The sequence below is a fragment of the Flavobacterium sp. TAB 87 genome (assembly GCF_001529295.1).
Classification (GTDB): domain Bacteria; phylum Bacteroidota; class Bacteroidia; order Flavobacteriales; family Flavobacteriaceae; genus Flavobacterium.
The window spans coordinates 1-15223 of record NZ_LLWK01000017.1; the positions used below are offsets into that span (position 1 = coordinate 1).

Sequence of the window (15223 nt, forward strand, 5' to 3'; positions counted from 1 at the left end):
GTGATGTGTTGCATTCTTAAAAATACGAAATTTAGTACTTTATTTCAACTGTTTTACTATATTTGTTTGAGTAAAAACGGAGGTTTTTTCACAGACTGACGTTGTAGGCAATCTAACAAAAACTGAATGGCAAGAGTAAAAATCGACATAATAATAAGTGCCTTTGCTTTGCTAGAAAGTCAAATCAAACTGTATTCCCATCTGAATCTTCAAGATATAAATATTCATTTGGAAAATATTCTTAGGGATATATTAAATATTATATACTCAGACCGTCATTTTATTAATTTAAATACAGAAGAAGGTAATTTTACTTCTATTGATTTAGGAGATAACATTAATGATATTGCTTTTCAAGTAACATCTACAACAACGCCTAAAAAAGTTCGAGAAACAATTTCAAAATATAAAGATGAGTACAAATACAAAAAAGTAATTATGTTATTTGGTGTAATACAAAAACCAAAAAGAACTATAACTTTCGACACCGAAATTAACGGACGTTTTGAATTTGAAGAATGGGATTTCAGTATGATAATTGAAAAAATCAATGACTGTAAAAGTCATGAAATTGACCAAATTCAACAAATCTTGATAAATGAAGTAATTCCTAAAATTATTACCAAAATAAAAACAGAAGATGATTCAGCTACTGAACTATGGGATATTTTAGAACAAAAAGATATTCGGAATTTTAAAGATAAATTACTAGACGTAAATTCAAATATCCGTAATGCAAGAATTGAAATGTATTGTAGAGAAATTGCTTCGGGAAAGGTGGAATTAAGCAACTATTCAGATAGAGAAATAAGTGCTATGAAATATAGAGTTTTTGAAATTTGTCAGAAAGAACTTTTAGACTTCTGTGATGAAAATGAGAAAAAAGAATTATCACATACAGACATCAATAACTTTATCACAAACTATACTGAACAAGCATATAAAGTCATAGAGGAAAGAACAAAAGATTACTCTTATCCATTTAAAAACAGAGACACATTAAAAAAAATAGTATTAGCATTAATAGATGAATGCTATCTTTCTTTTGATGAAAAAGGTATTTACATATGATTGCTACAAAAGAAAACGCAAAAAGAAGATTGATGTATATCCAGAAAGAGGATTACAACTTTCTAGCATACAACATTTTACTTGTGTTAAATCAATTTAATGCCAACTCTGAAAGTTCAAGTTTTAAAGACTTTAGGAAAATTGCCTATCTAGTTCATTTTATAAATTTGAACCCTAATTTTAATAGTTATGACCAAAATGAATTGGCTAAAATATATTCCCAAGCTCAATTAAAAAAACAATTAATATCTCATCTTTTAATTATTCTAAGAAACAGGAAATTTATTGGAATGAGTATAAATCACATTCACCAATCATTTGATATTTGGATTAATGAAGAGAATATTCCAAAAGATTTTTTGGATAAAACCTTCTTTGAAAACGAGATAAATAATATTCAGTTTTTACAATCAAATATTAGTAGATTAAAAGGAATTACTGTAAAAAAAATGGTTGACACAATTTTCACAAAAAACAATATTATTACATGGGAAGTTTAATCATAGAAAAAGTTAAATATTCTGGTGATAAATATGTTTATGAATCACCATTGCTTACCAACGGCATAAATTTGATTGTTGGAGATAATGGCTCAGGGAAAAGTACATTCACGTATTTTATAGAATATTGTTTAGGTAATAATATTAAGTATTTTGAAAAAGATCACAATAAAAAATATACCGAAATAGTTAATGATACAAATAATTTTGTAGAGCTAGATATTCTAATAAATTCTAAAAAATATCAGCTTAAAAGATTCATTAATAAAAATGATATTTTCATTAATGACAATGGTGAAATCAGCATACTTCCTATTAAGAGAAATCAAAATAAAATATTTTCCGATTGGTTATTAGAAAAATTAGATATTTCTATTTCCGAACTCAATATGGGGACATATTCTTGGAAATTAAACTTTAGCGATTTATTAAGGTTAATAATTTATGACCAAGACACAGAATCTAAGAAAATATACAAAGCACCAATAGATTCAAATTTCGTTTCTGATTCATTAATAATCAGAAAAACAGTTTTTGAAGTTTTACTTGGGATATCATCTGATGAATATTTCAAAAAACATGATGAGTTAAAAATAATAACTAAGAAAAAGGATTCTGCATTATCTTCATTAAATGATTTTAACGAAAAATATAATGGTGTAGATTTAGAAAAGAATGGAATTGAAAATAAACTTAAAACTTACAATGAAACACTAGAGAAAGTGTATTCAGAAAGAAAATTATATTTAAGTTCAAATACAAAGATTGACGAAAAAGCTGAATTTATTAATGGAGTTCAAGATGAATTAATTCAAACCGATTTAAAAATTTCAGAAAATAATATAAAACTTAATGGTTTTCAAATTGAGTACAATAACATCTCAAAACTATATGAAAATCAACAAAGTGAAATTAAAGAAATTGAGAAAATAATCTTCACTAATGATAAGTTAAATTTATTTTCATTTAAACTATGCCCTTTTTGTATGTCAAATCATGAACCTAAAACAAATCATTGTCTTTGTGGTTCTGAAATTAAAGATGAGAATTATGAAAAGTTTGTATATAATTCTAACGAATATGAGGTTATTTTAAAACATAAATCCAAAAGCATAGAAACTCTTCAAATTGCCTTAGACTCATATTTTAAACAAATAACAAGTATTAAAAATGAATTAATAGCTTTATCAAAAAAATCAAATGACTTAACTATAAAGCTAAAAAAACTTATTAGTTCAATAGAGTTTTCGGGAAATACTGAATTAGTAGATAGTTTGAATGATAAAATATTAGAAACAAAAAAGGATGTAGATAAGTTTGAATACCTTTTAGAAATTTCAATAAATAAAGAAAAATTAGAAGAAACGTTTGATTCTATAAATGAAAAATATAAATCTAAAAGCAAGGAATTTAGAGCACTTCATCTTGAATTTGTTTCACAAAACAAATCTTTAATTACTGAATTCAACGAAATCTACTCTGATTTACTTCAAAAATCTTCAGCAGGTGCAGAAATTGCGGAAATTGATGACGATTATATGCCAATTATTGATGGAGGAGTTTATAAAAACAAAAGCGCTGATGTTCCTTTAAGATTAATGTATTATTTTACAATTTTAGCTTTATCCTTAAAAAATGAATCTGTAAAACATCCAGGTTTATTAATCATAGATACACCTGAGGATTCAGGTATAGATAAAGATAATTTAAAAAAGGATTTAGATTTACTCAATTTTGCTATTGAACAAGGAAAAAATAGTAAAAAAGAGTATCAAATAATACTGACAACTGGTTTAAATAAATACCCTGACTCTTTCAAAGATAACATTAAAGATAGGTTTAATAAAATTAAAGGAATATTCATACTAAAAGAAAAGAATGCCAATAACAATGTATAAAAAAAACAGGCGAAATAGTAGTAGATTCAATGGTTTGGGCTCGTATCAAACTTTGTACTTAACCGAAAGTTTAGCACTTCGAAATCGCCTACTTTTCATATACTAAACGTGTGTAACCTTCCCGCAACAGTTTAAAATTAATCATATAATTATTTATAACACTAAAAAACAATATTGCTAATAACTTCGTATTTTATGTTTAAAGCAGATAATATTATTATAAAAATAGCAAACTCAATTGACTTAGAAGGGATTGTTAAACTTCAATCTGAAAATCAAAAGTCCAAAGGAGGAACTTTATCAAGCGAATTGAATATAAATCAAATTGAAGAAATGATGAAAGTATAATACCCTTGAAAAATTGGACCACTATTTAAGTTGAAATTATTAACTTTAAATAGTCGGAAAAAACATGAGAAAAACGAGAAGAAAATTTGATGGTAGTTTTAAAGCCAAGGTAGTAATCGAAGCTTTAAAAGAAAGAGAAACACTGCAGCAATTGGCATTGAAGTTTGAATTGCATCCCAACCAGATCTCTATCTGGAAACAAGAGTTTTTACAAAATTCTGCATTGATATTTGAAGAAAAAGTCCAAAAAGAGATTCCGGAGACAGATGTTTCAGAGCTTTATGCAAAAATTGGTAAGCTGGAGATGGAGAAAGAATTCTTAAAAAAAAACTTAAAACGCTTGGGTCTATGATAGATTTTAGAGTTTTAATTGAACAAGATTCTGAAATAAGTATTCGGGAACAGTGTGAGCTTTTAGAGATCAACAGGTCTAGTTTTTATTACTGTGCTAAAGGTGAAAATCCTGAAAACCTGGAAGCTATGAAACTTATGGATCAGCATATCATGCAGGAACCTACTGCGGGAGTGATTACGATGAAGTGTATGCTGAAAGAAAAAGAAATAAACATGAGCTACGAAAGAGTTCGTCGGTTGATGCGAAAGGCGTCTATCATGCCGATCTATCCTCGAAGGATGCTCACACAAAAAGGGGAGAATAGATATATTTATCCGTATTTATTGAGGGATTTGGAAATTTATAAACCCAATCAGGTGTGGCAAATAGACATTACCTACATACCCATGAAAAATGGATTTATGTACATGACAGCAGTGATAGACGTGTACAGCAGATATATTGTTGGTTGGGGAATTAGCAATTCTCTGGAAGCTTCAGAATCCTTAAAAGTTGTTCAGGAAGCCATAAATATTCATGGTAAACCGGCTATATTAAACTCCGACCAGGGCACTCAATTCTCTTGTCACAGCTATGTAGAATATTTGAAAAAAGAAGATATAAAAATATCGATGGACGGGAAAGGCAGATGTTTAGACAATATCTTCATTGAGCGGTTTTGGAGAACATTAAAATATCAGCATATATTTTTAAATCCTGCGAAAGATGGATTAGAGCTTTATCTGGGAATACAAAAATGGTTATTGAGATATCACAACAGAAGTCACCAAGGAATCGAACTTAAAAAGCCATTTGAAAAGTATAAATTAGCAGCATAAAAACAATTAAGAAACAACTAATTGTGGTCTAAAGAAATGAGGGTAGAATAAAAGATATGCCTCAAATTGTAGCATATATAAATCAAGAAATAGTTGGTTTTCTTTTAGCAACATCACAAGCTGTTCATGAAAAAAGGAATGTTCCAATTGTTGATGAAATGTTTAAGTCTTATCAAGGTAATATTGACTCATATATTTATGGCCCTGTCTGCGTTAGTAAAACACAACGTGGAAAAGGAGTTGCTCAACTTATGTTTAAAGAACTTTTACTTCAAGAACCAAATCGGGAAGGAATACTATTTATTGAAAGTAACAATGAAGCTTCTTTAAGAGCGCACATAAAAATGGGAATTAAAAAAGTTGGCAATTTTAACTTTAATAATAAAGACTTTAATGTGTTTGCATATTAATTTTCGCCAAGTGCACGTAAAAGTGGCTACACGTATTTTTAATATCTAATTGATATAATTTTAAAAGTTTTTTCTGTATTTTCCAATTTCAGTATTGCAATGTCACCTACTTTTTTATCTATCATAATTTTTGCTACAGGAGAGTTAAATGCTATTTTCCCTTTTGCAATATTTGCCTCATCTACCCCTACAATTTTATAGTTATTAATTTGAGGATCTGAGTCTACGCAAAAGAAGACTTCAGCTCCAAAACAGACCTTGCTTTTTGGCTGCTTTGAAGTAATAATTATTTTAGCTGTTGTAATTCGATTTGAAAGCAGATTTAATTTAGCGTTAATCAAATTAATAGTTATACGCTTTTCATTTTCATCTGGAATAAAAAGATTATCACGCTCGTATATCATATTTTCGCGCTCAAGCAATAACTCTTCATATCCAGTGTCTGTTACGTAGTTAACTAAGTCTGATGGTAAATCAGCACGTGGTGGAACTATTGGTAATTCCTCTTGGTCGCATTCCCTGACAAATCCTCTGCTCATATCCTTTTGTTAATCGCCGTTAGGCAGTTTATAACTAATTTAGTAATTTGAGGTGGTTTTAAAAAATTTCTTAGGAAACTTATTTTTTTTATAATACGAGATCTTGAAGCTAACTACTTTTTATAAGATTGATCAAGCTGAAGAATATTAGGCAACATAAATGAAGTGGAATTAATCTCAATCTATGTAGATCTTTTACGTAAGTTATTATTCTGCATAATTTCGCAGTAACTAACCACTTTGTAAATTTTTGACTTTAACAATTACTTCGAAAAAATAAATTCTTCTCTTTGCACTGGTGCTTCGCTACAAATTTTATTAAATTCTTCTACCGAAGCAAATTTTAACTGTTCTACAATCTTGTATTCATAAAAAACGGTAAAGGAGTTCTCTTTGAAGACCCAAGGCTCTAATGATATGACCTTTTCATCTTTATAAAAAACCTTATTTATATCTCCATCGGGACTTTCAGATACTTCCATTTTTCTACCTTCAGGTTGAATCTTATCCAAACAAATTAGTAAAGAAAATGCATCGCACCATTCAACTAATCTGTATAAACGTTCAGAATACTTTTTATCAATATTAAGGTGCTTTAGTATTTGTTTACGATTAGTTTCTTGTTCCTTTAGAAATAAATTTAGCTTAGAATCATTTTCCTCATTAATGCCACCAAAGATAAAATTTAAATGCATAGAGGTTAATAAGGCGTTTAACTGGCATTTTGAAGTAGCTAGCTCCATAACGTTTAAATATTGCTTTAGTTCAGTCTTACTTGAATTATCACTTACTAAAAAATTTCTAGGTGCTCCAGCGTCGGTTAGATTTTTGTTTTCTAAAGTTTCTGCAACACCATCATCGTGTTCCGCTATTGCGATAAGTGTTGGAACAATTACATCATTAGGTAATTTAATGTCATATTGGTAAGCAATCATAGCAGCTAGAAGGCCATGAGAGCGCTGAGTAATAATTCTCCAACCTTTATTGTGTGATGCTACAATCATAATTGAATATCATTAACGTTTACATTAAAAAAAAATTTAGTAATTGAAGGGGCTTTATTCAAATCAGCCAATTTAATCATTATTTCCGAAAAAAAGAATTAGCAATATGAAAATTTAAAAGTCAACCAGAGCCTCAATTTACTTCGAAAAGCAGAAACTACGATCCTTTACTGACGAGGCAATAGAATTATTTAAATTCACCTTACAATTATTTTAAAATGTCTGCTGTTAAAGATTTGTTTAATTCAGTACAGAAATAGCTTGGGGATATCCCTGTACGGGTTTTAAATGCTCTTGTGAAGTTTTGCGTAGAGCCAAAGCCAGCTTCGTCTGCTAAGGATTTGTTTTTGTAAATACGGTATTTATTTTCACTTTTAAGCAATTCTATGATATGATCAATTTTAAGATCAGTGATATATTCAATGGTTCCTTTGTGACGGTATTTTGCAATTATTTTGTAAGCATATTTGGTATTTGTATTTAATAGAGAAGCCAATTTTAATAAATTCATCTCTTTTTCGAGATACTTTTTACTGTATTCGAATTTTTCCAATTTTTTTAGAATTGCAGCAACTAGTTCATGATTGATATCGAGTTCTTTACTTCCGTTTGCTACAAATAATTTGGATGTTTCCGGTTTCCGGTTCATCAGCTCTTGGAATAATTTTTTATTTTTATTGTGTCTGTGCGCCAATAGCGCTATGATCGCTGTCATTACTGTAATTATAATGCAGATTATAACTGTCCAGTATTGTTCAATGTTTCTTTGCCTTTGAAGTAATTTTTTTGTGTCGTATTCTTTGTGTATTTTGCCTGAAAGGTATTTGTAATCCTTTAGCAGCACTTGATCCACTTCTAAAAGACATTTGACATAATATAACTCTAATGCTTTGTCGCTTTGTTGCTGATAATAATCTATTAATATTTCATAGGCTTCCCGCAAATGAGGACGTATGTACTTTTGTTTTTGGAACGCTTCATCTATCTTTTTTAAATAGGGTAGTGCTTTTTCCTGCAATTTTTGATCCCAAAAGCTTTTACCGATATAAAAATAAGCGGTTGTTTCGTTTATAAAGTCTTTATTATCAATTACAATAGGCAGTACTTTTTTCAATTTTTTTATTGCGTCCGTATAATTGTGTTGGAAATACTGATTTACGCCTTCCGAGTGAATAAAGTAGGACTGCATTTCTAAATTTTTAAAGCGCAATCCCTCGCTTATTCCCGTTTGATTGATCTGGCTACACAGCTTATATTTACCTATTCGGTTGTAACAAAGTCCTAAAGAATGAAGAGAATTCAGATAGGCACGGTCATTTTTTCCCTTGAAATAGTTGACGCATTCTTGAAATAATGCTGTTGCCTCATCGTAAAATCCAAGGTAATACTTGACCTGAGCAATAACATATTTTACTTTATATATTAGATAGTGGTTGTTTGTCTTTGAAATATATTCGTCTGCTATCAGATAGCTATCGAGCGCATTCATGTGTTCTTTGCGATCGTACTGTACAATCCCTTTTGTCATGTATGCCGATCCGATTAATTCGATGTCAGCTGTACTTTTCGCTGCTGTCAGCATACTATCGGCATATTTTAGTTGTAGTTTATTATCGCTTGAATAAATTAAAGCTTTATAAGACTGTGTCATTTGACAGAAATTTTTCTCTCGTTTTGCTTTAGCTAACCAAGATTGTGCATACAACCTTTCTTTGATGCTATCTTTTTCCTCATATCGTATGTTGTTGCTAAAATATTCATAGTTTTTAGCGGAAAGACTGTCTGAAATCACCAAATTATTTTGTTGCGTATAGGCATTATGAAACAGGCCTACCCATAGTACAAGTAAGTATTTTTTCGTCATATATCTAAGAGATTGGGGGCTTACTGATTAGAAAATACAGGACTTGTTAACTACGTTATTCTATTCCTATGCACTAAATGTAACTAAAATAAATTAATTGATACAAGAATTACCTTAATAAAGGATTTTTTCATTTTCTGGAGTATAACTTACTGTATAGTTGTTGTTTAGTGGTAAATTTTCTGTGTTCAATTCTGGAATTACATATGTTAGATTCCCGAATAGAACAGTTGTGGGCTTGCTTGGAGAGAAACGAGCCATTAGTTTTGCCCTGAATTCAAACGGTTTTGTTATGAGTAAAACCAACACCAACATTGTTCAAATTACCCCGGGAGAAATGAACTGATGAAAAAAAATAATCAGTAACATTTAAAAACATTAACCAAAATGAAAAAATTCAATTTATGTTTTAGCACTACACTATGCGTTTCCTTTTTATTTGCACTTAATTCCTGTACTACCGATTCGGTTTTTGTATCAGATGATACTTTAGATAAGGTAGGTGGGAAAAATGAGAATTCTTATCATGAACCCAAAAAAGTGGATTTGGTGTCCAATAAAAGTGCGGTCAAGGATGCATCAGGAGTGCTTAGCCCCGCTACGTTATCTGAGGCTTATCATATACCGGATAGCATTACGACTTATTCGACCACTGATGAAGATGATATTATTGACCCTGACTGGAAAAAGCTTATCACCCGTTTAGGTAACGAGTAGGAACTAGCTTTCAGTTTTATTATAGACAGTTTATACAGTCTGTTGTAACAAGGTTACTCATTTTGAGTAGCCTTTTTTAATTTTCATCTGCTTCGTCCATACGGTTGATGAGTTTGTTTTTGAGGGTATTTATGAATTTGGTTTTTTCCATTTTTCTGTTGCGGATTTCGATGAAAACGCGGTGGAATTGCCCCAAGTCTATATCAAAAGCGGATTCAAAATAACTTACCACTTCTTTTAGACTGGATTTTCCATTATTAAAAACACCTTCTGTATGTAATGCGTAGATTACTTCAATTAATTCAACTTTTGAGCCTGTCCATTTCTGTTTTTTGGAAGATAGAATAGTTGGCTGTAGCTGGTCGCTGTTATGTCCTAACTTTGTAATTTCCGATTCTATGTAGGATTTAATTAAATCATTGGCCAAAATTTTTGCCAATTTATAGTCATGTGAAGTTGAGAAACTCTGGTCAGCTTGAAAGTAAAAACTATCCAGTGTGAGTTTAATGTCATATTTACCTCTTACAAAATACTTTTTGTCAAGGCATCGATTATTTGTACGGTGGTAGCGGTAAAATTCCTGATTATCTTCGAAGAATGTTTTTAATTTTAATAATTCATTGTTGTAGTATTTACGAAGGGTTTTTTTAGAACCGTAGGGTTTATTGGTTTCAATAGTATAGATTTCATTATAATAAATGAGCTTTGCAGCAAACATAGGTTTGATATTCCGGAAAAATTCAATCTCCTCATTTTTATCTTGGAATTTGTATTTTAGGCAATATGTTTTTAGTTTTTCTAAAATGGATATCGTAATCTTTATAGCCTCCTCCGCATATTGGACCGGCTCTTTCATTTCCAGATGTATTTTGTCTAACTGATGTTCTAATTCGGATAAGAGGGATTGAGAAAACAATTTCATTTTAGGTTATTAAGGTTTGCCAATTGTACTGATGTGAGTATTAGATACTTTGACAAATCTATTGGTCTGACAGCAAGGGTACAAATGGTTCTGTATTCAATTCCCGAATTGAATATTGAAATTCCCGAATTGCATAGTGGAAATTTGATTGAAATATTAGACGATAACGCCTAATAAGCAGAGAAAAGTCTATTCACCTTTGATTGAAATACTGAATCTGTTGCTATACAAATATTGACGTCAATAAGTCGCGTTACAAATGCTTTAAAACGTTTTAAAAGGAAGTTGGTACTTGTTGTAAACGTACACTAGACGGTACTAAGCCAGAAGACTTCGTACCGTATTCCATGTTTCGATAATGTTTTAGTGAAGACTTCGAATAGCGGGTACTGAATGCAACTATGCGCTAACGAACCGATTGATAACTAACATATCCGAGCGATCGGGGAAACCTCGAAGAGCAGGATAAATAGCTTAATGTATAATGAAATTGCTACAATGAAGTACTTCGAATACTATCTGAATTCTAATAGACATGTTACCAACTATGTTGATAAAAATTTTAAAATTTTAGATGTGAAAAATGGCATAAAAACACTCACTTTTTGGTATTAATGGGGGTGGCTATTGCGCATTTTATTGTAAATAAAGCATCGTTTTGAGCATTATTCGGTACATTGCAAATTCTAGTTATATTGACCACCCAATTCCAACTTAAAGTGAGCAGTAAATTATAGTATGTATAATCATTGATAGTATGATAATAAGACTCTAATTTTCAGAGTTATAGCAACAAATTCAATAGATGTTTGATTATTAAATTTTAAAGGTCAATACAAACTGGAAAATGATGGTCAGGCTCATCGTTTTTTCTACATGACTTCAAAACATATTTTAAAATGAGTTGTTAAATTTTCGTTTTTATTTGATACTAGGGTCCACTTTGTGAAAGTTTTAAAAGCATCATCTGGCGAATAAAGAAACATGTCTTTTTTAATATTCGACATACGTTTTATTAATTTTTTTTCAGGCAGAGGTTTACCAAATTTTGTGGCATTCATACTATCAAAAATAAAATACAATAATTGAGAGTATAACTGATACTTTTTCTCTGATAGTTGGCTTTAAATATCTTTAATTTTATCTTTTTGATGTTGAACTCTCCAAATTAAAATGCACTTAACAGTACCTAATATTAGAAGTAATATTTCAATATATGGAATTTCGTTGCATAGTACTTTGTCCATTTTATTTTTATGTAATATCGCACAAGCATTCAAAACAAACTATTACCAGTTAATAAATAACTCCTTCGAGTCAATTTAATAATACATAGATCGTAATTTTGCAAAATTGCAAAGTTAAAAAAGTCATTGTGACTTTCTAATTTATTCCGAAAGATTTAAAAATGTCGTTCGCAATTACTTAAAAAAAAACATGATTTCAGAAAAAATAAAAGACAAATACCGTATAAATAAGAAGCCAGACAAATATGATTTGAGAGTTTTAAGGGTGACTTGGTTTGGTATTGGTTTTGTTACATCTTTCATTGCAATAATGATAATACTCTACTGCTATGGGAAAATTAGTTAAAAAATCAAGAGAAGTAAAAGAGCTTGTCTCAGACACTACTCGCACAAAAATCATAGAGCAATGGCGTTTTAGTAAATTAAATAGTATCTCGCAAATAGCTATAGAATTCGATTTAAAAGAAACCACAATTAATACGATTATCGATAACTATCTATCCAACAAAACTCCAACTTGACTGGAAGGAATTTTTATTTTATTACATGAGAACCAAATTGATCACATACACTAAAGAGTAGTTTGTGTGATTTTTCAAACTCTTCGATTGTGATCTCGTTGTTTAAGAGTTTTAGAATCACACTTTGAAAGTTTTCTTCGGCTCTTTGTATCTCGGGTACTTTGGTAAATGTTTTTGAAGGACTTGTCATGAGGTTGTGATTTTTTGTAAAATTAATTCATTATCCTTCTTCGGCTTCTGGATATCCTGTTCTAAATTGTAACAATATTGCTACATTATAAAAAATTATTTATTTTTGTCAAAAAAAACAATGTACGATCACACTCTAATTTTATCTACATCGAAGATTGACATGCCCGAAGGTGTTAATGCCGACTTTATACTAAAAATAATTAATCAAACGGAAATTACTACTGAGTATTTTGGAGTAGAGCTTGATAACCCAACGGATTATGAAAATGAAGAAATGAAAGCAGCTGAATCTGCCAAATCATTTTTTGAGTTCTATTTCAGTACAGTTCAAGAAATGGAATATCATTTATTAACTAAAGAAGAAGCTAGACATTTATTAGACACCCTTTTTAATACTGGTGCTAAAAGTGAAATAATGGCGGGTATTAAAGACGTTACAATTTATATTTAAAATATTACTCGACATCGTTATCTTCACCTTTTTCATTAAATTCAATGTAGGTTACTTTTACGTCTTCATAGTATTTGTAAATTAACGGCTGGATAAGAGGATAAAGCTCTGCAACCTTCTGATCGTATATGTAATTAATTTCGTCCCCTTTCATAATTATCCCTTGTTCATAGATTGCTTCGTTAATTGTTTCTCTCACATAATCTGTTAGAATATTTTGACAGCGAATGACATGATCATCCATCGCATCTTGTGGTTCCATAAATTCATGCGGATAAGTATACTGTGTCAACTCCATTCGACAATGCAGATCGACTAAAAAATAAGCAATAAAATCATCATTGGTAACACCGTTAAAATGGTCCATAAGTATTTTTTTAAGTTGTTGGAAAAGCAATCAGTGGAGCTTCGTAAGGAAAAGCAAACTGTGAAATTTGTGGACTTCCACTAAGCCATTTATTTTCGTCTTCTTTTTTGAGCATTACGGTCATTCTTTTTTTAACATTATCAACGTACCTCATTTTTTCATTTGCCTCGGTGGTAATCATGGTAAAAGTAAGTTTCTCCTCCCCCTGTTTCTTTATTTAACCAATTGCTATACAATCTTGTAAAATTAAATATTTCTTCCTCCTGAGCGCTTATTCTAATTTTCTGTTTGGTTTTATCTTCGTAGTGTCTCGATTCGTAATACGCAGTTGACGGAATGTAATCGGTTCCGTTCAACCGCGGCTTCATTGTTCGTCTTTCAGACGCAACGAAGCCTTAGCTGTTGTGCGTAGTGCTTTTATTAATTTTTAATTTCACGTAAAGTTAGAATATCAATCTTTATTCCATTCTGTTCTATTGATATTACTCTACAATGTTTATTTGCGGGATTTTCAACCAATGAATATTCTTCCAATTCCATTTCTGTAATTATTCGTGTACATAATTCTCCAAAATAAAGTTTACCTTTTATGTGGTCACAATCTCCTGATTTTAGATTACATATGGAGCAGTGACTTTTCTTAATTAGACCTCCAACACTTTGAAAATGAAAATTCGGAAATAGCAAATTTTCATAATCCTCTAATCTATTTAAATAATTATAGTGAGTTTCATACTCAAATAAAGAATTTCTAATAACATTACCATAAATTACTTGCGCATTAACTAAATTCTCCCAAGCTTCTGCCATCTTGTCTTCTTTGATGTTAACAAGCATTTGTAATTCATATTGTATTGCTAATAAAGACTTTTCTATACAGTAAACAAGATTTGCTTCGTTTTCTAATTTTCTATTAACATATTCTTTTTTTAAAATAATAAGGCCTTTAATATAATTTTGTACAACAATAATTTCATCTTTTTGAATTTCTACACCAATTGTAATGTATGCTTTTTTTTGAGCGCTAAAAGCTATTTCATTAAACTCTTTTACAAGTAAGTTTGGATTTTCTAAAAAAAACTAACATTATAATAATTTTATTATGTTCTCTAATTCTTTCAAACCTTCTGCACTTCCTTTATAATCTATTTTAGTGATTTTTCCCTTCTCTTTTTTCTCTATATAAAACTCAATCTTCGCTGTCTTTGTACCAATTTTTCCTTTTAAATTATCATAAATATAACTTGATACAACATTTAGTACAACAGAAACTATATTTGGATTTTCGGCAAATGCAGAAAAGCCTATAAAAATAGCTGGAAGGTAAATGTCAGCGCTTTTTCTGCTTCTGTATATTTCGGAACCTCCCTCTAAAGAAATAATCTTTACATTGTTTAATTTAAAATATTTATTTAACTCTATTAAAGACTCAGTAAATATAAAATCGTTTTTCGTTGGTGCTGTTTCAAAATTTTCTGGCAAAAAAGTTAATCCATTTACATTTTCTATTAATGTTCTATTGTATTGATTTTCAATTTGTAATTCTTCAATATTATAATTCATATTATTAGTTAATTTATTGAATTCTCTTCGTTTTTTTTAGCATTACGCACAACGTCAGTCTGTGAAAAAACCTCCGTTTTTACTCAAACAAATATAGCAAAACAGTTGAAATAAAGTACTAAATTTCGTATTTTTAAGGATGCAACACATCAGAGGAATTTCGCGCAACCAAATGACCATTTCTTCATTAGAATCTAGCATTTCTACTGATAATCCCATCCGATTCATCGATGCTTTTGTAGAGCATATTGATTTAAAGGCATTAGGTTTTGAAGTACAAATACTAAAAAGCGAAGGTCGGCCTAGTTTTGAAACTACTATTTTTCTCAAGCTTTATTTGTATGGCTATCTCAACGGCCTTCGTAGTTCGCGAAAACTCGAAAAAGAATGCCTGAGAAACATTGAAATGCAGTGGTTATTAGAGGGTATTGTTCCC

Annotated in this window: 22 protein-coding genes; 12 read left to right on the forward strand and 10 right to left on the reverse strand. The window is 30.2% G+C overall.

The features are described 5' to 3' along the window. The first annotated feature begins 126 nt into the window (after nucleotides 1-126). The 7 genes from AP058_RS00290 to AP058_RS00315 all read left to right on the forward strand — a co-directional run bounded on the left by AP058_RS00290 (nucleotide 127) and on the right by AP058_RS00315 (nucleotide 5400). Nucleotides 127-1071: an SMEK domain-containing protein gene (locus AP058_RS00290; RefSeq protein WP_066305428.1), complete on the forward strand. Its 945-nt coding sequence runs from the start codon at nucleotides 127-129 to the stop codon at nucleotides 1069-1071. Continuing rightward, on the forward strand, nucleotides 1068-1571 hold the full coding sequence (locus AP058_RS00295) for a hypothetical protein (protein ID WP_066305429.1): 504 nt from the start codon (nucleotides 1068-1070) through the stop codon (nucleotides 1569-1571). Before AP058_RS00290 ends, AP058_RS00295 begins: the two co-directional genes overlap by 4 nt. Next, on the forward strand, nucleotides 1559-3469 hold the full coding sequence (locus AP058_RS00300; RefSeq protein ID WP_066305431.1) for an AAA family ATPase: 1911 nt from the start codon (nucleotides 1559-1561) through the stop codon (nucleotides 3467-3469). The genes AP058_RS00295 and AP058_RS00300 overlap by 13 nt, the downstream gene beginning before the upstream one ends. A 195-nt stretch (nucleotides 3470-3664) precedes the next feature. After that, the gene (locus tag AP058_RS16750) at nucleotides 3665-3817 is read left to right on the forward strand and encodes a hypothetical protein (protein WP_157492518.1); all 153 of its coding nucleotides are present in this window, start codon (nucleotides 3665-3667) and stop codon (nucleotides 3815-3817) included. A gap of 64 nt (nucleotides 3818-3881) precedes the next feature. After that, entirely contained in the window at nucleotides 3882-4169 is a 288-nt protein-coding gene (locus tag AP058_RS00305) for a transposase (protein WP_066305432.1), read from the forward strand. After that, nucleotides 4166-4990 carry an IS3 family transposase gene (locus tag AP058_RS00310; protein WP_066305435.1) on the forward strand — a complete coding sequence of 275 codons (825 nt, stop codon included), beginning with the start codon at nucleotides 4166-4168 and terminating at the stop codon, nucleotides 4988-4990. Before AP058_RS00305 ends, AP058_RS00310 begins: the two co-directional genes overlap by 4 nt. A 56-nt stretch (nucleotides 4991-5046) precedes the next feature. Continuing rightward, on the forward strand, nucleotides 5047-5400 hold the full coding sequence (locus AP058_RS00315) for a GNAT family N-acetyltransferase (RefSeq protein WP_066305438.1): 354 nt from the start codon (nucleotides 5047-5049) through the stop codon (nucleotides 5398-5400). A gap of 38 nt (nucleotides 5401-5438) precedes the next feature. Here the strand turns inward: AP058_RS00315 and AP058_RS00320 are convergent, their stop codons facing one another. From AP058_RS00320 to AP058_RS00330, 3 genes are all read right to left on the reverse strand, one after another. Further along, nucleotides 5439-5939, reverse strand: a complete 501-nt coding sequence (locus AP058_RS00320) for a GreA/GreB family elongation factor (protein ID WP_066305440.1) — start codon at nucleotides 5937-5939, stop codon at nucleotides 5439-5441. A 263-nt stretch (nucleotides 5940-6202) separates the two neighbouring features. Continuing rightward, a complete protein-coding gene (locus tag AP058_RS00325) occupies nucleotides 6203-6943 on the reverse strand; it encodes a DUF3891 family protein (RefSeq protein WP_066305443.1) in 741 nt (246 codons plus the stop codon). 208 nt (nucleotides 6944-7151) lie between these two features. Next, nucleotides 7152-8807 (reverse strand): AraC family transcriptional regulator, encoded by a 1656-nt coding sequence (locus AP058_RS00330; RefSeq protein WP_066305448.1) that lies wholly within the window; start codon nucleotides 8805-8807, stop codon nucleotides 7152-7154. A 387-nt stretch (nucleotides 8808-9194) separates the two neighbouring features. Here AP058_RS00330 and AP058_RS00340 point away from each other — a divergent pair, with 387 nt between their 5' ends. Beyond that, complete coding sequence (locus AP058_RS00340; protein WP_066305456.1) at nucleotides 9195-9524, forward strand: hypothetical protein; 330 nt, start codon at nucleotides 9195-9197, stop codon at nucleotides 9522-9524. A 76-nt stretch (nucleotides 9525-9600) separates the two neighbouring features. Here AP058_RS00340 and AP058_RS00345 read toward each other — a convergent pair whose 3' ends face one another. Then, complete coding sequence (locus tag AP058_RS00345) at nucleotides 9601-10446, reverse strand: RteC domain-containing protein (RefSeq protein ID WP_066305458.1); 846 nt, start codon at nucleotides 10444-10446, stop codon at nucleotides 9601-9603. Nucleotides 10447-10479: 33 nt separating this feature from the next. Here AP058_RS00345 and AP058_RS16755 point away from each other — a divergent pair, with 33 nt between their 5' ends. Further along, entirely contained in the window at nucleotides 10480-10620 is a 141-nt protein-coding gene (locus AP058_RS16755) for a hypothetical protein (RefSeq protein WP_157492519.1), read from the forward strand. 1402 nt (nucleotides 10621-12022) lie between these two features. Beyond that, nucleotides 12023-12214: a hypothetical protein gene (locus AP058_RS00355; RefSeq protein ID WP_066305464.1), complete on the forward strand. Its 192-nt coding sequence runs from the start codon at nucleotides 12023-12025 to the stop codon at nucleotides 12212-12214. 13 nt (nucleotides 12215-12227) lie between these two features. Here the strand turns inward: AP058_RS00355 and AP058_RS16760 are convergent, their stop codons facing one another. Continuing rightward, nucleotides 12228-12404: a hypothetical protein gene (locus tag AP058_RS16760; protein WP_157492521.1), complete on the reverse strand. Its 177-nt coding sequence runs from the start codon at nucleotides 12402-12404 to the stop codon at nucleotides 12228-12230. Nucleotides 12405-12509: 105 nt separating this feature from the next. On the opposite strand from AP058_RS16760, the gene AP058_RS00360 reads away from it, so the two are divergent. Then, the gene (locus AP058_RS00360; protein WP_157492523.1) at nucleotides 12510-12857 is read left to right on the forward strand and encodes a hypothetical protein; all 348 of its coding nucleotides are present in this window, start codon (nucleotides 12510-12512) and stop codon (nucleotides 12855-12857) included. Nucleotides 12858-12861: 4 nt separating this feature from the next. On the opposite strand, the gene AP058_RS00365 is transcribed toward AP058_RS00360, so the two are convergent. From AP058_RS00365 to AP058_RS00380, 5 genes are all read right to left on the reverse strand, one after another. After that, entirely contained in the window at nucleotides 12862-13224 is a 363-nt protein-coding gene (locus tag AP058_RS00365; RefSeq protein ID WP_157492525.1) for a hypothetical protein, read from the reverse strand. Nucleotides 13225-13234: 10 nt separating this feature from the next. After that, entirely contained in the window at nucleotides 13235-13378 is a 144-nt protein-coding gene (locus tag AP058_RS16530) for a hypothetical protein (protein ID WP_231739446.1), read from the reverse strand. A gap of 4 nt (nucleotides 13379-13382) precedes the next feature. Further along, nucleotides 13383-13592, reverse strand: coding sequence for a hypothetical protein (locus AP058_RS00370; RefSeq protein ID WP_066305476.1), 210 nt, complete (start codon nucleotides 13590-13592; stop codon nucleotides 13383-13385). 52 nt (nucleotides 13593-13644) lie between these two features. Beyond that, nucleotides 13645-14034: a hypothetical protein gene (locus AP058_RS00375; protein ID WP_157492528.1), complete on the reverse strand. Its 390-nt coding sequence runs from the start codon at nucleotides 14032-14034 to the stop codon at nucleotides 13645-13647. Nucleotides 14035-14310: 276 nt separating this feature from the next. Next, a complete protein-coding gene (locus AP058_RS00380) occupies nucleotides 14311-14787 on the reverse strand; it encodes a hypothetical protein (RefSeq protein WP_066305480.1) in 477 nt (158 codons plus the stop codon). A 139-nt stretch (nucleotides 14788-14926) separates the two neighbouring features. Between AP058_RS00380 and AP058_RS00385 the strand changes: the two genes are divergently transcribed. After that, nucleotides 14927-15223: transposase (locus AP058_RS00385; protein WP_082706517.1), on the forward strand; the 297-nt coding region annotated here is incomplete at its 3' end.